The organism is Daejeonella rubra (genome assembly GCF_900103545.1).
Classification (GTDB): domain Bacteria; phylum Bacteroidota; class Bacteroidia; order Sphingobacteriales; family Sphingobacteriaceae; genus Daejeonella; species Daejeonella rubra.
This window is the reverse complement of the sequence record NZ_FNHH01000002.1, coordinates 191,298-209,211: the sequence shown is the minus strand read 5'-3', so window position 1 is coordinate 209,211 and position 17,914 is coordinate 191,298. Positions and strand designations below refer to the sequence as shown.

General features: G+C 39.6%; 16 protein-coding genes and 1 tRNA gene. 1 reads left to right on the top strand and 16 read right to left on the bottom strand.

Annotation, left to right across the window (positions count from 1 at the left end):
* Positions 1-9: 9 nt before the first annotated feature.
* Together BLR27_RS02420 and BLR27_RS02415 are read right to left on the bottom strand one after the other, a co-directional pair.
* Positions 10-774, bottom strand: a complete 765-nt coding sequence (locus tag BLR27_RS02420; protein WP_143007683.1) for a hypothetical protein — start codon at positions 772-774, stop codon at positions 10-12.
* A gap of 341 nt (positions 775-1,115) precedes the next feature.
* Positions 1,116-2,252 carry a sialidase family protein gene (locus BLR27_RS02415; protein WP_090699076.1) on the bottom strand — a complete coding sequence of 379 codons (1,137 nt, stop codon included), beginning with the start codon at positions 2,250-2,252 and terminating at the stop codon, positions 1,116-1,118.
* A 121-nt stretch (positions 2,253-2,373) separates the two neighbouring features.
* On the opposite strand from BLR27_RS02415, the gene BLR27_RS02410 reads away from it, so the two are divergent.
* Positions 2,374-3,261 carry a winged helix-turn-helix domain-containing protein gene (locus BLR27_RS02410; protein ID WP_090699072.1) on the top strand — a complete coding sequence of 296 codons (888 nt, stop codon included), beginning with the start codon at positions 2,374-2,376 and terminating at the stop codon, positions 3,259-3,261.
* 147 nt (positions 3,262-3,408) lie between these two features.
* Here BLR27_RS02410 and BLR27_RS02405 read toward each other — a convergent pair whose 3' ends face one another.
* From BLR27_RS02405 to BLR27_RS02340, 14 genes are all read right to left on the bottom strand, one after another.
* On the bottom strand, positions 3,409-4,020 hold the full coding sequence (locus BLR27_RS02405; protein WP_090699069.1) for a permease prefix domain 2-containing transporter: 612 nt from the start codon (positions 4,018-4,020) through the stop codon (positions 3,409-3,411).
* Entirely contained in the window at positions 4,017-4,343 is a 327-nt protein-coding gene (locus tag BLR27_RS02400; protein ID WP_090699064.1) for a PadR family transcriptional regulator, read from the bottom strand. The genes BLR27_RS02405 and BLR27_RS02400 overlap by 4 nt, the downstream gene beginning before the upstream one ends.
* A gap of 723 nt (positions 4,344-5,066) precedes the next feature.
* A tRNA-Leu gene (locus BLR27_RS02395) sits at positions 5,067-5,146 on the bottom strand.
* A gap of 322 nt (positions 5,147-5,468) precedes the next feature.
* Entirely contained in the window at positions 5,469-6,005 is a 537-nt protein-coding gene (gene hscB, locus BLR27_RS02390; RefSeq protein WP_090699061.1) for a Fe-S protein assembly co-chaperone HscB, read from the bottom strand.
* A gap of 54 nt (positions 6,006-6,059) precedes the next feature.
* The gene (gene rseP / locus BLR27_RS02385) at positions 6,060-7,388 is read right to left on the bottom strand and encodes an RIP metalloprotease RseP (RefSeq protein ID WP_090699057.1); all 1,329 of its coding nucleotides are present in this window, start codon (positions 7,386-7,388) and stop codon (positions 6,060-6,062) included.
* 26 nt (positions 7,389-7,414) lie between these two features.
* Positions 7,415-8,605 (bottom strand): 1-deoxy-D-xylulose-5-phosphate reductoisomerase, encoded by a 1,191-nt coding sequence (locus BLR27_RS02380; RefSeq protein WP_090699054.1) that lies wholly within the window; start codon positions 8,603-8,605, stop codon positions 7,415-7,417.
* A gap of 78 nt (positions 8,606-8,683) precedes the next feature.
* Complete coding sequence (locus BLR27_RS02375; RefSeq protein ID WP_090699051.1) at positions 8,684-10,186, bottom strand: GH3 auxin-responsive promoter family protein; 1,503 nt, start codon at positions 10,184-10,186, stop codon at positions 8,684-8,686.
* Positions 10,176-10,934: a DUF975 family protein gene (locus BLR27_RS02370; protein ID WP_090699046.1), complete on the bottom strand. Its 759-nt coding sequence runs from the start codon at positions 10,932-10,934 to the stop codon at positions 10,176-10,178. Before BLR27_RS02370 ends, BLR27_RS02375 begins: the two co-directional genes overlap by 11 nt.
* Before the next feature lie 3 nt (positions 10,935-10,937).
* Positions 10,938-11,906 carry a glycosyltransferase gene (locus BLR27_RS02365; RefSeq protein ID WP_090699041.1) on the bottom strand — a complete coding sequence of 323 codons (969 nt, stop codon included), beginning with the start codon at positions 11,904-11,906 and terminating at the stop codon, positions 10,938-10,940.
* A gap of 65 nt (positions 11,907-11,971) precedes the next feature.
* Entirely contained in the window at positions 11,972-12,925 is a 954-nt protein-coding gene (locus tag BLR27_RS02360) for a glycosyltransferase family 2 protein (RefSeq protein ID WP_090699037.1), read from the bottom strand.
* A 154-nt stretch (positions 12,926-13,079) separates the two neighbouring features.
* The gene (locus BLR27_RS02355; RefSeq protein WP_090699033.1) at positions 13,080-13,646 is read right to left on the bottom strand and encodes a DUF4199 domain-containing protein; all 567 of its coding nucleotides are present in this window, start codon (positions 13,644-13,646) and stop codon (positions 13,080-13,082) included.
* A gap of 17 nt (positions 13,647-13,663) precedes the next feature.
* Positions 13,664-14,338, bottom strand: a complete 675-nt coding sequence (locus tag BLR27_RS02350) for a hypothetical protein (protein WP_090699031.1) — start codon at positions 14,336-14,338, stop codon at positions 13,664-13,666.
* A gap of 9 nt (positions 14,339-14,347) precedes the next feature.
* Positions 14,348-15,613, bottom strand: a complete 1,266-nt coding sequence (locus BLR27_RS02345) for a dihydroorotase (protein WP_090699026.1) — start codon at positions 15,611-15,613, stop codon at positions 14,348-14,350.
* Positions 15,610-17,664, bottom strand: a complete 2,055-nt coding sequence (locus tag BLR27_RS02340) for a vWA domain-containing protein (RefSeq protein WP_090699022.1) — start codon at positions 17,662-17,664, stop codon at positions 15,610-15,612. The genes BLR27_RS02345 and BLR27_RS02340 overlap by 4 nt, the downstream gene beginning before the upstream one ends.
* Positions 17,665-17,914 lie beyond the last annotated feature (250 nt).

Below are 17,914 nucleotides of genomic sequence, written 5' to 3'. Positions count from 1 at the left end.
CGGATCTGTTTATTTTTCACCTAAAGTTTTTTTGATTTCATCTATATTAAACTCATTGACGGCAGACATCATTTCCTGTTCTGTAGCGAAATTCACACCTTCAAAAGCCAGCAAAGACGATTGCCCAAGTGGAATACTTACTTTATATCCGCTTCCGGCATCAAACTCGATAATCGCCTTATTGCCCTTCACCATTATTTGTTTCCATTTCTGCTGGCCACCTGTACTTTGGCCATAAGCGCCCCCAATTAAAAACTGATTGATCACAGAAAGCATCGAATTGTTCGCTATCGTTAACTCGAACTGCTTCTTTTCATTTTGATACAATCTGTGAATATTCAGTCCCGCCCAGCCCCAACCGGAACTGGTAACTTCATCCTGATCCAATTGCTTAGGTAATCCAGCTATAGTTTCGGGCAAAGATTTTAACAGCTTAAATCCTATTTCCATTTCAACGCCTAAAATAGCCTGTTGTATGGCATATCTTGCTGCACCATAATTACCGGACTTAAATGCGGTTTCGGCGCTGTTCAGATTTTCTTTGACATCCGGCGGAGTGGTAATTAAACCAGCGCCCTCAGTATTACTGATACGATTTCTGCCGGAAGTACTGTTTTCAGTCTTGCTCTCAGTATCAATTTTCTCATCTGTTTTTTTGTCAATAACCTTCCCTGCCACATTCTCTGCTTTTTCCTTCAATTTTTTCAGGATTTGTGCATTTGCAGAAGAATGGAATAAGAATAAGACACTAATAGAAATCAATATTTTTATCATACTATGCTTATTAATAGATGCATAAATAAATTTATTGATATTATCCTTCAATCTGAACGCTCCTTAACGAGTGTAAACCAAATTGTACCCGATTGTGAATGATTAAGTATCCGAGGAGAGTGCTACGCGGAATTCGGAGTTTTATATTCCTGATAATGGATTTTAAAAAAGGGGGGTTATGCAGCATGCAAGGGACCGGGGGAAAACGAGTCAGAAAACTCTTTTGCATTAAATAACCAGAGCAGTTGCTACGCTAAAAAGTACAACAGCAAATTACTGTTGTACTTTTTAGTATTCGATTGAAACTCTTCAATGTTCGTCCTTTTTCTTATTGATTATTATTAGCATCCTGCACTCACCGCCACAGCATACAATGCATTACCGGAAACATGTATCTTAAATACATTTCCCGGTTCACTGACCTGACTGTTCCAGGTTGGTACAAATTTAAACTCGTTTTTATCAACAGGTTCATCAACACCAGAATGAACACTTTTCCAGGTTTTACCCCTGTCAGATGTACGAAATATGCCATCCGGATGACCAAGTACTAAATATTTGCCCATTTGTTTGATCGATGAAATGAACAAAGTAGGCCGAAGTCCTTCATCAATGGCCTGCCAGGTTTTTCCACTATCCAATGAAATGTGTATCCTTCTGGATTGGGTTTTTGTGTTGGAGGATATAGCAGCAAATCCACCTTCGATACGTTCAATAGCTATACCCACGCCACCCTCGCTGATTACCCATTGCCAGTGTTCACCATTATCTGTCGAACGCATGATACCTTTTTGACCTGTCGCAATGAGAACTCCTTCCGACTCCACGATATTCATTACCCAGCCTTCATTTTGCACTTGTTTCCAGTTTTTTCCCTTGTCGGTAGATTTGTAAAGACCATGGTCAAAACCGAGGAATACCGTTCCATCAGATGTTTCAAAAATAGTTCGCATTGAATGTTTGTTGAAATTTGTATGTATAGGCAACCAGGTTTCTTTAGCGTGCATCTTTTGATAAATCTGTCCTTTATAATTGAAAGCCATGATACCCGAACGATTGAAAGCAATTGAAGCACTTTGCGGATCAGGAACATTCACTTTTTCCCAAACCGGAGCTATAAGATTACTCTTAAGCCGATACATTGCATTATTTCCCTGTAAATAGAGATCAGACTCTCCGGCAAAGAAATTTACAGGCTGTTCAGCTTCAGGGAGTCCTTCGCTAATGTCCTGCCAGGTTTGTCCGCCATCAGTAGATTTGAAAACGCTTCTTACAAGTCCGGATTCATTTCCATTGGGTCTGAATACTGAGTCCTTTGCAGATGGATCTATCTGGGACTTATCACCAGGCCACAGGTCTTTAAATGATTTTAGCCCTGCGGTCGTTTTCTCCCCCGCGTCCTTTTCTTTTAGCACAAAAGAATTTAGCAGAAATAATACTATGAGGAAGGCGGGAACATACACAAATGATTTTTTCATATTCTTTAATTTTAAGTGAAACCTATCCGGTTGATACAGCAAAACTACTTTGATGTTTTTTAGTCTGAGCGATTAGAATTGTAAATAAAAATGTAAACTTTGTAAATAAAATCTTGACATTATGCATGTTAGCCAAAATCTCATCTCAGGGAAACGCAAATACCTCTCCGCATTGATATTGTTGTTTATCTCTGTGATCTGCGTGGCTTTCGGTATGGCGGGAGACGACGACTTTGATATTGCAAGAAGGGAAGTTTTACTCCGCAGGATCGGACATGAACTCCTATTACAGTCTGGCGACAGTACATCAAGGGTGCTGCCCGTAAATAAGATCGCAGAGAATGAATACCAGATCAGGTTTGAGAATAATCTTACTTTTCAACCGGACTCACTTGTGAACACTACCCGGCGTTTACTGGCCAAAGACCCGCTCGCAGGTGATTATGTTGTTAACGTTCTGAATTGTAGCAACGCCAGCGTAGCATTTGCATACGCCATATCCAAAAATGAAAAAAACACTATTGTAGCATGTTCAGGAAGAGAGCAGCCCACAGCCTGTTACATGATTAATATCAGGTTCGAACCAAGGGGTATACTAATAGCAAAGAATGGATATCTTCTGGGCAGCCTTCCATTTTTAGCATTTGTTGGCTTTATTTTTTTAAGATCTGCTAAGCCCCGGAAAGGTATAGCAGACATCCAGTCTACCAGTATCTTCAGTTTGGGTCCGGTGCTGTTCGATGCAAAGAACCGGAATCTCCTGATAAATGGAAAGACAATAGACCTGACCGGAACCGAAACGCGGGTATTGCTCATTTTCGCATTGTCTCCAAACGAAACAATAGAGAGAAGCCGGCTGCAAAAAGAGATATGGGAAGATGAAGGTGTTATTGTGGGGCGTAGCCTGGATATGTTCATATCAAAACTCAGAAAAAAATTAGAATTTGATCCGAATATCAAAATTGTTGTTGTTCGCGGTAAAGGGTATAAGCTTGAGATTAGTTCTTAAGAAGAAGCTCTCCGACTCGAAACTAGATACAGAGTGGTTATATGGTTTTAGAAGGTAGAGTCTTAAATTAATTAAAGGAGTCAGGAGACTCCTCAACATTGGATAATCTGTAGAGGTGCTTCGCTAAACTACGGACAGTAGGGGTAATTATCTGAACTCTGAAAATATGACTTCATTTCCCAACCTCAATTCTGTTATTTGAATAGTATTGGTCGTCGGGCTTAACAAAGCCCAAAAATGAGGTTTTGCATAGTAGATTTTTACCGTTTGGCCTATCAATCTTCTACTCAAACTATCAGCATTCAGATCGTTTTTTGTAATATGACTGATGTAATAAATCCCACGTAACCCTTGCAAACTAAAAACAATGTCATTTAATCCACCTTGCTTAACAGCCATGACATTAGCTATCATTTCGGCTGAATTTTCTTTATTGGCTTTAATAGGGATCAATGACAAAATAGCCATCACAAAGAGCACTATAAACGCAATTGGCATGAACAATTTCATGATTTGAGAATAGTTTTTGTACATTAGGTAATGATCCTTTAATGGCTTTAAAAACTCTGGTCTCAGGTATTTGATCACATTCCAAGCAAACTTCCAATTTGCTTTGCGCGGATTTCTTTTATATTGTCTTATAAATATCTCAGTCAGGTCTCCTTCTATCTCTTCAAGATAATCTTCACGACAGAACCAGCGAAGAAATTGAAGAACTCTTTTGGGAGGGTTTTCTTCCATTTTTATCTTAGGTTTCATCCAAACGATATTTCGGGGATCTGCTTATAAATAGTAGTTCTCAGCTCGTACTGAACATCGAGCATCTTTTTACCTATTGATGTAATTATGTAGAACTTCTTCCGTCTACCCCCGCGCTCTTCGGTGATTCCTCCAAATCTTGATTTAACAAAACCCTTTTCCTCAATACGCTTTAAAGTAACATGAACTGCACTAATATTTACCTTTTTTTTCAACTTCTCTTCCAATTTTTCTAAAATGATTACCCCATAAGCTTCATCGTGAAGGGATGCAACTATGAGTAATACCAACTCCTCAAATTCACCAAGAGATTGTTGTTTCATATAATTTATTTACTTAACAAAAGTAAATATAATAAACTTATTAAGACATTCGCAAGTAACACATGTAAAAAAACAGGAGTGTGTTTATATAAGGGGTAACAGCTAAGGCAGGTTGGCCATACTCCTAACTATTTATTTAATAAATGATCAAATTCTTTAGTAAGATTCGATTCACCCACTTCACCAACTATTTAACACCCCTCCTGTCCGTAGTCTTAAGCGCAGCGTGACTACGGATTATCCAATAAACAGGAGTCTAATACTCCGTTTCTATATCTACCAAAACAAGAAAGCCTGACACTTTCGTATCAGGCTTCGTACCCAGCGCCGGTCCCTATGACTATCGGGACGAACCGGCTATATCTTATAACTTTCCGACAATTTGAAAGTAAGCAACTGCCATTAAACAAAAAGCTCTTCTTTCGAAGAGCTTCCAAGTACCCAGCGCCGGCCCCGATAGCTATCGGGACGAACCGGCACTTCCAAAAACAAAAAAGCCCTAGATTTCTCTAAGGCTTGGTACCCAGCGCCGGTCCCGATGACTATCGGGACGAACCAGCTATATCTTATAACTTTCCGATAATTTGAAAGTAAGCAACTGCCATTAAACAAAAAAGCTCTTCTTTCGAAGAGCTTCCAAGTACCCAGCGCCGGCCCCGATAGCTATCGGGACGAACCGGCACTTCCAGAAACAAAAAAGCCTTAGATTTCTCTAAGGCTTCGTACCCAGCGCCGGAATCGAACCGGCACAGTTTCCTATCGGTGTTTGAGACCGACGCGTCTACCAGTTCCGCCAGCTGGGCATTTTTTGTTAACGTTTTACGTTTTTATGTTCTACGTTGACGGGATGCAAACATAAATAAAATTTTAATAATTTACAGGATTCAGGCTCTGAATTTGTTCAGACTTTCCATGATTCGCAGCAGGTATTTCTGTCGGCACCAGATATCCTTGATTCTCAGCAGAATACTTTCAGCATCCTCCCATGCTGTCAGTAGTCTTGAGCAAAGCGCGATACGGATTATCCTATAAACAGGAGTCTTAGCTGCTTTTAAAGATATCTTTCTTTTAACTTCCCGATAATTTGAGGATATTTTATCAAGGCCTTTATTTATTTTGTACTCTTCAGGCTCTGAACTTATTCAGACTTTCCCGAATCCGCATCAGATATTTTTGCCGGTACCATATGTCTTTGATCTTCAGAAGAATACTTTCTGAATCTGCACCCTCCTTCTGGTCGAACTCATCTGTATTTCGTTTCAGCTCGTCAAACAAGGAAAGTTCCATCCCATCAATCTGAGTGCTAAGTTGAGCCAGTTTCAGTTCATCATGATCAAATTCCATCTCCATCAAAGCCTCGTTCACATCCATCATGTCCATCAGAAAATCCTGAGGCAACACATATTTATCTCCTTCAGCAAGCATATCATGTAATGACAAAACATACTCAATACGCTTCAGAGGATCAGACAATACCTGATAGGCCTTATTATTCAGGGTAGACAGTTCCAGTATCTCTGCCTGCTTCTCTTCGCTTTCATTCACATAAAAATCGGGGTGATAGCGCTTGCTAAGTTCATAGAATTTCTTCTTAAGCTTAAGCTCATCTACCTTAAAGGTTAATGGAAGCTCATATAATTCGAAATAATTCTTTTCAGTCATGGAATTGAAGGATCATCCTGCTATTGATGTTAATTAAACACTCAATTTCAAAAATCAATTGATCACGTGCTTAATAATATCATTTCCAAAGACAAACACCATCAGGGTAACCAGGATCACGAAACCAACCATTTGGGCACGCTCCATAAACTTATCTCCAAGAGGTTTTCCTTTCACCATTTCAATCAGCAGGAAGATAGCATGACCACCATCCAATGCGGGAATAGGCAATAAGTTCATTAAAGCAAGCGCCATTGAAAGCAGTCCTACAAGGCTCCAGAACTTGATCCAGTCAACAGTAGCACCAAACATCGTTGCGATCCCAATTGGTCCGGTAAATGCTTTATTGGCCTTAACTTGTCCGGATGCCACTTTGCCTAAACCTTTGGCATTATCCATAAACGAACCCCAGGCTTTTGAAGCACCCACAGGTAATGAACCAATGAAACCATAATTAACGGTTTCAATAGGAATGTTGAAATAAGGAGATATAAAAATCCCTACAGTTCCGTCTTCCGAAACCTGAGTTGGAAGCTCCATAGTTTGATTATTCCTGATCAGGGATATCGCTACCGTTTTATTCTTGTTTGCCTGAACCTCTGTTTTGAATTCATCATAAAAGGCAATGGCTTTACTATTTATAGCCAGAATGCTATCCCCTTTTTGAAGTCCGGCTTTTTCTGCATTGCCACCAGGAGCAATCTGCACAATTCCTGACATTTTTACTCTTGGCTCTACAAACTGGGCAATTCCCAGGTCAGAAACCCGCTCTAGCACATCTCCAGGGACCTGAATCGCTTTTGTCTCCCCCTGGCGCTGTACCGTCAGTTCGGTATTTCCAAGCAAAACTTTCGAGCTGGTCAGTTCATCAAAGCGCAGTACAGGTTTACCGTTCACTGCAGTAATACGATCTCCCGTCTGAAGGCCAATTTCCTTGCCTATAAGCCCAGGAGCAATACCATCAGGAAGTTTATCATTCGGAATAAAGGTCTCCCCATTTTTAAGGGTAAGCATCCAGAAAATGAAAATACCCAAAACAATATTTACCGTAACACCACCAAGCATGACAATCAGTCGCTGCCAGGCCGGTTTTGAGCGAAATTCCCAGGGTTGCGGCGGACCAGCAAGCTGCTCTGAATCCATTGATTCATCGATCATACCTGAGATCTTCACATAACCCCCTAATGGAAGCCAGCCAATGCCGTACTCACAACCTTTATAGTTAAAGCTGAACAGTTTAAAACCCCATGCATCAAAAAACAGATAGAATTTCTCTACCCTGATTCCAAAAGCACGAGCGGCGAAAAAGTGTCCTGCTTCGTGTAATATGATTAAAATTGATAATCCCAATAACAGCTGACCTGTCATTACTAATCCATCCATGCCTTTTCTATAATTTTATTTAAACTCTAATATTTGTTATTTGTTACTAATTCCTGCGCGTAAATGCGTGTTATCCTGTCTGTCTCCATATAATCGTCCAGTAAAGGATCTGCAATAAACGAAATTTCGCTCATGCATCTTTCTATAACATCACTCATTTGTAAGAATCCTAAACGGTTGTTCAAAAATTCTGCCACAACCACTTCATTCGCTGCATTGATCACACATGGCATATTCCCGCCTGCTTTTAAGGCCTCAAAAGCAAGTGCAAGGTTTCGGAACGTCTTTTTGTCAGCCTGCTCAAAACTCAGGTTGGGATAATCCAAAAAGTTAAATCTCGGAAATGTATTTTCTATCCTTTCGGGATAGGCCAAAGCATATTGTATTGGCAATTTCATATCAGGAAGGCCCATCTGCGCTTTCATTGATCCATCTCTGAACTGCACAATTGAATGAACAATAGACTGCGGATGAACGATCACATCAATCTGGGAAACATCCAGATCAAAAAGCCATTTTGCTTCGATCACTTCCAGACCTTTATTCATTAAGCTCGCTGAATCGATCGTAATTTTCTCACCCATCACCCAGTTAGGATGCTTAAGCGCCTCTTTTCGACTGATTGTAGCCAGAAAATCAGCATCTCTGCCCCTGAATGGTCCGCCGGAAGCAGTTAGATAGATCTTCTCTATCGGATTCCGCTCCTCCCCTGCCAGACATTGAAAAATTGCAGAATGCTCAGAGTCAACAGGCAGGATCTTAACACCATATTCCTTTGCCAGACTGTTTACAAGTTCACCTGCAACAACCAAAGTCTCCTTGTTAGCCAATGCTATATCTTTCCCTGCCTTAATTGCGGCAAGAGTAGGGATCAATCCGGCAAAGCCAACCATTGCGGTCAGAACAAGCGAAATTTCAGGATGGCTGAGAACTTCACAAAGCTCATCCAAACCGAATAAAACTTTCGTTTCACTGGAACTTAAGGCATTTCTAACCTCTGCCAATTTTGACTCGCTGGTTAAAACAACATAGGCCGGATTAAACTCCAAAGCCTGCCTGATCAGAAGCTCTGCATTATTATTGGCAGTAAGCACAAAGACTTTGAAACGTTCCGGATTTTGACGAACCACTTCAAGCGCCTGAGTACCTATACTTCCTGTTGAACCCAGAATAGCGATGTTTTTCAGATTAAATCCTTCGCCAAAATTATTTCCCATCAAACGAAATCGATTTATATTTTATTTCCTGACATTCAGGAATTGGATAAACTTATTAATTTTTTTGAAGAACCTGAGCTATCCTTTGATCCATTTATTCAATTCATCCGCGATATGTCTGTCATTTGACAAACGGGGAACTTTATTCTGTCCGCCCAGCTTACCCTGACTCTTCATATAATTTCTGAAAGCATCTTTCTCCAGCTCATGCATAAGCAATGGACGAAGAATTTTACCCTCGATCAAATCATAGTAATAGACATTTTTTTTCCGGAGCGCCAGATCAACCTTCAAACTGAAACTATACATATCTGCCGGAGGCCGCGCAAATTCAACATACCATTCGTGATATGGCAGTTCTGCACCATCCGGACTTACCTGAGGTGCCACTGTAAATTCAGTGATCTCGACCCCTTCTTCATCAGCTACCGATAAAATGGCAAATTCAACTTCTTCACAGATCACATGCTCGCCAAAAGCCGAAATATAATGTTTGATCCTTCCGGATACCACAATTCTATAGGGATCCTTAGAAACAAACTTTACAGTATCTCCAATGCTGTATCCCCACAAACCTGCATTGGTATTCAGGATGATCGCGTAATTTTTATTTAATTCCACATCCTCCAGCGATATTCTGGATGGGTTTTCATTAAAATACTCTTCAGAAGGTATAAATTCATAGAAAATACCTGCATCCACTAATAAAAGTAAGCCCTTTTCGTTCTGAGAATCCTGAAATGCAATAAAACCTTCAGAAGCAGGATAAGTTTCGATTGCGTCGACCCTTCTACCGATACTTTCTTCCAAACGGGCTCTGTAAGGTTCAAAATTGACCCCTCCGTATACAAAAAGTGAAAAATTTTTAAAGATATCCCCTATTTTCTTCCCACCTGAGCGGGTGCCTAAACGATCGAAATACATCTGTACCCAGGGTGGGATACCTGAAATGAGACGCATGTCTTCATTGATTGTTTCCTCTACTATGGCATCTACTTTTTCTTCCCAATCTTCAATACAATTGGTCTGGTATGATGGCAAACGGTTCTTTTGGAGATAGGACGGAACATGATTGGCTACTATACCAGATAATCTTCCGGTATTAATTCCATGCTTTTTATCGAGCACCGGACTACCCTGCAGAAAAATAAGCCTGCCATCAATAAAGTCAGACTTACCAGTTTCATGAATATATGAAAACAGGGCGTTACGTGCAGCCTTGATGTGCTCAGGCATGGATTCCCTTGAGATGGGGATATATTTAACCCCGGATGTTGTTCCTGAAGTTTTAGCAAGATATAGCGGCTTCCCTGGCCAAAGAACATTCTCTTCTCCATTGACAACCCTGTCAATATAGGGCCTGAGCTCTTCGTAGTCTGCAACAGGGACTTTTTTCTTGAAATCTTCGTAAGTATTGATCTCTGCAAAAGCATGGTCCTTGCCAAAGGCTGTACCCTTAGCCTGCCTGATCAGCTGACTAAAAACACTTTTCTGCGCAGCTAAAGGGTTATTTTTCCATTTATTGATCTGCTTTACAGCAAATGCTGCCAGAGGTTTAGCTATAAAGGATTTAATTCCCATTATTATCCTCCGGATCATTCAGCATGATGTCTTCCTCATCGGCATAACTATTTACCAGATGACGATATGCTATGATCAGAATTAAGCTTGAAAAAGGTACTGTGAATAATAATCCAACAAACAGAGCCATAGCGCCCAAAATATTAAGGCCGAGCATCACAAGAAATAAAAGAGTAATGAACCAGAAATGGCCCTTGGTGATGGTCCAGCTCTGACTGATCGACTCTGAGGAGCCTGATTCCTGGTCAACAATAAAGCATACCACAAAACACAACCTGATCGTTAAAAAGATGATCGGTATTGCAATAAGTATAAAAACTGGCAAAAGATCCCAGCTAAATGGATTACTCGTGTCGATCTCTGGAGAATTAATAAAATAAACAGAACTGATAATAGCGATCAGAAAAACCAGGATCAGCCCGATAATAAGTTTTACGATCAGGAAATTGATCGCCTTGACCAGGTTAGGGATGAAATCAGGAAACTCAGGATTGGTATCATCATCAATGAGTTTAAAAAATACCTGATAGAAAGCAACAGTAAAAAAGGCATCGAATAGACTTAGAAGCACATTTTGCAACAATACACCCGTCCCACTCGCTCCACCGAAAATAGCTGTTAATAGTGCTGTAATAAAGAAAATGAACATAAACTGAACTGCCGTAAATCCGAGCAGGATCCAGATATTCCTTTTTGCAAGGTCCCAGGCATCCGATAAAATCACACTCACCGACATCCGCTTATCCATATATTAATGTTGTCTAAAAATTATTCTTTTCCATAAATCCTGCATAAAACCAAGGCCATATGCAGTTAGCTGAACGAAAGATGCAGCGATACTCAAAAATGCAACTTTTGCTGATTTGTTTATGTTCCAGGAGTGAAAAAATATCAACAAAATATAAATTGCCAGCAATGTATTGCACAATTCTGCCAAAGGATGATTAAAAGTGTTTAAAATCAAGCTCAGAGCCAGAAAAAGTGTAAATAAGGCAGGAAAAAAATGCACAACCTTTAACTCTGAAGGGAAGTGTTTATAAATATTAATTCTTGCCCTGCCAAAGAAATGCAGCTGTTTATAGAATTGGATCAGATCGGTACGTCGTTTATGATAAACTATGGCTTCAGGAATCAGGCCGATCTTAAAACCCATCGAATGGATCCGGATACTGAATTCTATATCCTCTCCTAATCTGGTGAGTATAAATCCGCCGGTACGCTCCCAAACTTCTCTCGAAATTCCCATATTAAAACTTCTGGGATGGAACTGACCGATATGTTTTTTATTTCCTCTGATCCCTCCTGTTGTGAATGGCGAAGTCATTGAATAACTGATCGCCTTCTGGACCGCGGTAAAAGAAGGGTGAGCACCATCGGGACCGCCATAAGCATCCAGCTGATGATCCAGGAGATAGTTCTTTACGATTTCAAGATAATCGATCGGGATCAGACAATCCGAGTCAAAAATCACGAAGTAATCGCCTTTAGCATGTTCAAAACCAAAATTTCTGGCAAAACCCTGACCTGCATTCTCCTTATAATAATAACTGATCGCTAGTTTATCAGCATAACTGTCTACAATGTCCTTTGCAATAATTTTGGAACCATCCTCAATAACCAGCACTTCAAACTGAAGATAAGTTTGCTGCGTTAAGGTATACAGCAATTCATCAATCTCCAGAGGACGGTTATAAAGCGGAATAATGATTGAAAAAAACATGTTAACTGTTTGTTATTTAGGTACTGAGCATAATATTAACTGGCTTCGGGATATAAAACCAGAAATTATACCGTTTTTTCGATCTGATAAGTATTTCGTTCGGGAGAATTTCTGGAAACAAGCTCAGCGATAAAACCAGTCAGGAACAACTGAAAGCCCACTATAATAGCCACCAGGGCAATATAAAACAGCGGCTGATCCACAACTTCACGGGTGTACCGGATATGCATGGTTATATGATACAGCTTTTCAATAATGATCCATAAAGCCATAATAGTGCCTATCAGAAAGCTTAATGCCCCAATGGTACCGAAAAAGTGCATTGGTCTTTTTGCAAACTTACCGACAAAAAATATTGACAGCAGATCCAGGAAGCCATTAATAAAGCGACTGAACCCGAACTTGGTGGTTCCATACTTACGGGCACGATGCTCAACTACCTGCTCTCCAATTTTCTTGAACCCTGCCCATTTCGCAATAACCGGAATATAACGATGCATTTCACCGTAAACTTCAATACTTTTCACTACCTCTTTACGGTAAGCTTTCAGTCCGCAGTTAAAGTCATGAAGGTTATATATTCCCGACATGCGGCGGGTAACTAAATTAAATAACTTGGTAGGTATGGTCTTGCTAAGAGGATCATGACGCTTTTGTTTCCATCCGGAAACCAAATCAAACTTTTCTTCTGTGATCCTTCTGTAAAGTTCAGGTATTTCATCAGGACTATCCTGCAGATCGGCATCCATTGTAATGACCACATTACCCTGACAGGCCTCAAAACCGACATTTAATGCAGCAGATTTACCATAGTTACGGCGAAACTTGATCCCAACGATCGCAGGATTCTGAGTTTTCAACTGCTCTATCACTTCCCATGACTCATCACTACTTCCATCGTCAACAAGGATAATTTCATAGCTGAAAGCGTTATTGTTCATTACACTGCTGATCCAGCTGCAAAGTTCGGGCAATGATTCTGCCTCATTATATAAAGGAACAACTACAGATATATCCATTTTCAGAGGTGAGAGGTTAGATATGAGATGTGAGATATGAGATATGAGATATGAAAAAATAGTCTATAGGGTAATAATAAATTAAAAGGTGCAAATTTCATCAATAATTATGACAAAATCTGCACGCTGTTTTTTATTAAATGACTTATACTTACTATTCTTCGTCAGTTGCTGCAAATACAGGTTCTTCCTTTTTAAATATCGCAGCAAAAATAAGCGACATCACAAACTGAACAATCACTGCAATACCAAGGTTTTTGAAAAACTGCATAGGCGTTGGATCATACTGAGCCTTTATTCCTTCAACCTGCTTACTTACTGCTTCATCGATCTGATCCTGATCCATTCCCATATTCTCAAGAGTTTTGGTCATTCCTGACTCCATATAGCCTGAGATCTTATCATAGGCATCCGGTTCAACGAACTTATAAAATGCAAAGTTAGCAACTGAATAAAGTAGTCCGGCAACAAAGGCCATCAAAAAAATGCCCTTCAAAGCTTCCCTGAAATTCCAAAATCCACCGATCTTTTTCCTTAGATCAATCGTAAAAAAGATATAGATCACTAATGAAACCACCAGCGTTCCGATTCCGAATGACATGGATCCTAATAAGGATGGAAACATGTAAAATGTTACAATCCCAATCACTGTGGATAGAATGCCGATAATTATACCATTGGTACTTGCGGCTTTGTTTAAGTTTTGTAAAGATAATTCCATATTTATTTTTGTTTAGTTTAGTTTTGGTTATTGAAAGATATCAGTAAAGCATAGACAGCAGAATCAAAATCAGGATTTGCACTATATTTAATAAATTCATTGAAATCTTCATCCTCCGGATCAGAATCTCTGAAAAAACCTATCATCGGATAGAATAGTTCCTTTAACTCTGAATCTTCAGGAAGTGTGGAACTTACACGGGCAACTTCTTTCAAACTGCTTTCAACCAGGATCTGATTGGCAATAACTTCTTCATAAATACGATGTTCATCCTGAAACTCATCCTCATCAACCAGTAAAAACTCACGAAGGAAGTCGCTTAATTCAGGTTCGATCGCTTCATCCTGACATTCCTGCAAATAAAGCAGAAGGTTGAGAAGTTCAGTTCCCCTGTCTATTGTTTTTTCCTCGATCTTCTCCCATTCAGGTGAATCCAGATAATCTTCTTCCAGTTTACGAACATCTTCATTGAAAAAATTGATCAGTAACAGGTCGAAGAACAATTCGCGCAATGGCTCAAAAAGAGGATGATCGTCAAAAGCAGCATCCAGAGAAGCAACTTTATCAAGATAAGCCTTATCTGCATTAAAAACATCGACAAGAACCTGAGAAAAAGCCTCGTGATCCTGATTATTGACCGAAGCGAACTGCCCTAGTGCGGATAGCATTGCTTCCTTTATACTTGTATTCATGCGATCTTTTTATGATATGATGTATTGGTCATTATTATAAACAAGCTTAACCTTTCCCGTTAATGCTTGCCCTATGAATGGAGAATTACAGGATTTTGATTTGTTAGATTCTTCATTCAATGTCCATTCTTCTGATGGATTAAAGAGTATAAAGTTAGCAGAATTTCCAACTTCCAAATCGGGAATTGCGAGTCCCAATACTTTTCTCGGTCCGATTGCCAGCTTTTCAACTATCATTTCGGGACTTAATCCGGCTTTCAAAGCAATAGGCAATACAGTTTGCAAGCCTATGATCCCAAAAGCGGCTATTTCAAATTCTACATTCTTAAACTCAATTTCATGAGGTGTATGCTGGGAAACTATGGCATCGATCGTACCGTCTTTTAACCCGGCAATCAGTGCCTTTTGATCTGCTTTGGTTCGGAGTGGCGGCTTTACCTTGTATTGGCTATCAAAGCCTTCCAATTCGTCTTCCGTAAGCACCAAATGATGTGCTGCCACATCACAGGTAACTTTAACCCCTGCTTTTTTTGCTTTCCTGATCAGGTCAACACTTCTGGCTGTACTTATTGTGCTAAAATGTATCCTCGTTTCATTGTACTCAGCCAGATACAGGTCTCGTGACACCATCAATTCCTCTGCGAGTGAAGGATTGCCTTTCATACCCAGAAAAGTGCTCATAACCCCTTCATTCATCTTACCCTTTGCCGCAATATCCTGATCTTCAGCATATGAAAAAACCAGGCCATTGAACGATTTGGTATACAATAAAGCTCTGCTCATCAGGCCTGCATTTGAAACGGGCCTGTTCCCATCCGAAAAAGCAATGGCACCCGACATCTGCATATCGAACATTTCTGCCATTTCTTTACCCTCCCGGTTATGGCTGATACAACCGATCGGTAAAATATCAACCAGGTTATTTTGGGACTTATTGATCAGGTAGGAAACCTCCGCCTTAGAATGAATTGGAGGTTGAGTATTTGGCATGAGTGCTACCGCGGTAAATCCACCTGCAGCTGCAGCAAGACATCCGGTGTCAATATCTTCCTTTGTTTCTAATCCCGGTTCTCCAAAATTTACGTTAATATCAAGGAATCCTGGTGAAAGAAACTGACCCTTTCCAGAGATTACAACCGTTTTGCTGTTCGGTGCAGTGATCTTTTTTCCTATTTCAGAGATCTTACCATCGACGATCAAAACATCTGCTTCCTTGCCATTGAAAGGACTTTGAGGATGTAGAATTGTGGCAGACTGAATTAATAAGTTCTTCAATTGTTTAAAGGTTTAATTTGTACTTTATTATAAAAACGGATCAGTAAAATTTCTGAGGCAAAAAATAAAAGAGCCAATATCAGACAAACTTTCCATAATGAACTACCCTGGTTAACAGATTTTATCATATTCTCCATCGAACCGGCTTCCGGATCCAGCAATTCAATTTTCTTCCCATCAAAATTATTCCTGATCTCTTTATCACTTGCATAAGTCATATCCGATTCAGATCCTGCATCATTGAATGAAAGTATGGCAAGCAGGCTATCATTCTTAAACAACTGATAATTACCGACCTGTTTGATCTGATCAGCTATATAAAGTTGTGATAAATTTCCATTTTGTCTAAGATCAGGAATAGCCTCAAACTCATCTTTCCTTAATTTAAGGTTTTGATTTGGATTTAAGGTTATTTTAGGCAATTCAATCATTTGTTCAGAATTCAGTTGATAGAATAAATTCTGAGCTCTGATCGATAAAAGTGCTGCCTGATACATAATCGGAACAAATATTGAATGTCGGGCAAAATTACTTGATTCGGTGCTTAAAGGCACTGCCGACAAATAAATTTTTCCGTTTCCGTAAGCATATTCACTTAAAAAGGCAATGTTACCGGGGAGTTCGAGCAGATTTTGGCGGTTTGTACTGCTTAATGAAGTATATCGCAGGTATTTTTTTACTACGGGCAGATCCATTTTTTGAGGAACATTTTCAAAAACACCCTTAAAAACCGGATGCTGCAGATTGATCACCGAGACCCTGTTTTCGGCAGTTAGCACTTCCATGGGAATATCAGTTCCTAAAGATTGAAGGAATTTCTTCAATGCCGACTGATCATTTTTAAGATCCGGAAATACCAAGATATTTCCTCCCCCCTTGCAATATGCCTGAAGTTGCTGCGAAAGTCCTTCGCTTATACCAGGAAGCTCATTCAAAATTAGCAGCGGATAAGAATCGAGTTCTGAATAATTTATATTACCTGAAGATGAATTACTTAGCTGAAAAAATGAATCGGACCGGAATACAGAGTTCAGGTATTCATTTTCTCCACCGCCATTGACAACCAGAACAGGCAGGGATTGCTGAACATTAAAGCTGAAATAAAATTTATCATCAAAGACAACCGGATAATCTGTTATTTCAAGTTCAGCATTTTGCCATCCTCCTTTTAAACCACTGAACGATAATGTATCTGTAGCAATTGAACGTGCTTTTACCGAAAGACTGCCAATTGCTTTTTGTTCTTTATTAATAAATAGCTTGATCGGTATGTTGACAGCTTCTTCATCCGAATTATTTTTAAGTCTGACGATCAGTTTTTCAGAATCACCGGGCTTATGAATTGCAGAACTGAACCAAAGGGAATCAACAGAAACATTGGGCTGGGAATTCGACTTTAAGCGGACAAGCCGCATGGTAACTGAACTATCGGAAGGAACTGGCTCTTCTGACAGGATATTATTCTGAAAGTCAGAAATTACATAAATGGTCTTACGGGAATTTGGCTCCTTCAGGAAAACATCTTTTTGTCTGCTGATTATCTGCCCCAAATCCCTTCTGGATGCACTTATCTCAACTTCATCCACGGCATTCTGAAATTCGTCCAGATTAAGTAATCGCTGATATTTACCTTCAAAATCATTAGTCAGGAGCTGAAATTTATCATTCAGGCTATATGCCGATGCAATTTCTTTTGCCCTTCGCTTTGCCTCATCGAGCAGTGTTCCTTCCTTATTCAGCGTTTCCATGCTGAAGGAATTATCAATAAAAATGCTTAGAACCTGATTTTGAGAAGCATTCTCCTGAAGGGAACTGGGAATATATGGCCTTGCAAATGCCAGAACGAGGAAAGTAAGTCCCAAAATTCTTGCTGCAAGTATCAATCGGTCTTTAAGATGCTGCCTCGATGATGTCTGGATCTGCACATTCTTTAAAAAGCGGACATTACTGAAATATACTTTTTTGAATTTCCGAAAATTAAAAAGATGGATAATGACAGGAATGACGATTGTCAGGAGGGCAAATAAAAATCCGGGGGACAGGAATCTCATTAAGTATCAAAATTAATGATAATTAATCGTCTTTGAAAGGACAATTGGTAATTAGTAGTTAGTTGGTTAGTAATTAGACATAGAGTACTAATATGAAAGTAGCAGTATTTTTTCTAACAACTAACAAACCAACTACTAACAAACTATTTACAGACATTAAATTTTAATTTCCCATATCCTATCTGTATATTTGCATGCCTCCCAAGCTATTTGGGCCAAATATTATGAATTTAGTCTTCACACATCACGT

Coding starts and splice junctions, on each gene's coding strand:
- BLR27_RS02360 (WP_090699037.1), bottom strand. CDS start 12,925: ATGGATATATCTGTAGTTGTTCCTTTATATAATGAGGCAGAATCATTG.
- BLR27_RS02400 (WP_090699064.1), bottom strand. CDS start 4,343: ATGAAACAACAATCTCTTGGTGAATTTGAGGAGTTGGTATTACTCATA.
- BLR27_RS02350 (WP_090699031.1), bottom strand. CDS start 14,338: ATGAATACAAGTATAAAGGAAGCAATGCTATCCGCACTAGGGCAGTTC.
- BLR27_RS02405 (WP_090699069.1), bottom strand. CDS start 4,020: ATGAAACCTAAGATAAAAATGGAAGAAAACCCTCCCAAAAGAGTTCTT.
- BLR27_RS02370 (WP_090699046.1), bottom strand. CDS start 10,934: ATGGATAAGCGGATGTCGGTGAGTGTGATTTTATCGGATGCCTGGGAC.
- rseP (WP_090699057.1), bottom strand. CDS start 7,388: ATGGATGGATTAGTAATGACAGGTCAGCTGTTATTGGGATTATCAATT.
- BLR27_RS02415 (WP_090699076.1), bottom strand. CDS start 2,252: ATGAAAAAATCATTTGTGTATGTTCCCGCCTTCCTCATAGTATTATTT.
- BLR27_RS02410 (WP_090699072.1), top strand. CDS start 2,374: ATGCATGTTAGCCAAAATCTCATCTCAGGGAAACGCAAATACCTCTCC.
- BLR27_RS02340 (WP_090699022.1), bottom strand. CDS start 17,664: ATGAGATTCCTGTCCCCCGGATTTTTATTTGCCCTCCTGACAATCGTC.
- BLR27_RS02365 (WP_090699041.1), bottom strand. CDS start 11,906: ATGTTTTTTTCAATCATTATTCCGCTTTATAACCGTCCTCTGGAGATT.
- BLR27_RS02380 (WP_090699054.1), bottom strand. CDS start 8,605: ATGGGAAATAATTTTGGCGAAGGATTTAATCTGAAAAACATCGCTATT.
- hscB (WP_090699061.1), bottom strand. CDS start 6,005: ATGACTGAAAAGAATTATTTCGAATTATATGAGCTTCCATTAACCTTT.
- BLR27_RS02355 (WP_090699033.1), bottom strand. CDS start 13,646: ATGGAATTATCTTTACAAAACTTAAACAAAGCCGCAAGTACCAATGGT.
- BLR27_RS02420 (WP_143007683.1), bottom strand. CDS start 774: ATGATAAAAATATTGATTTCTATTAGTGTCTTATTCTTATTCCATTCT.
- BLR27_RS02375 (WP_090699051.1), bottom strand. CDS start 10,186: ATGGGAATTAAATCCTTTATAGCTAAACCTCTGGCAGCATTTGCTGTA.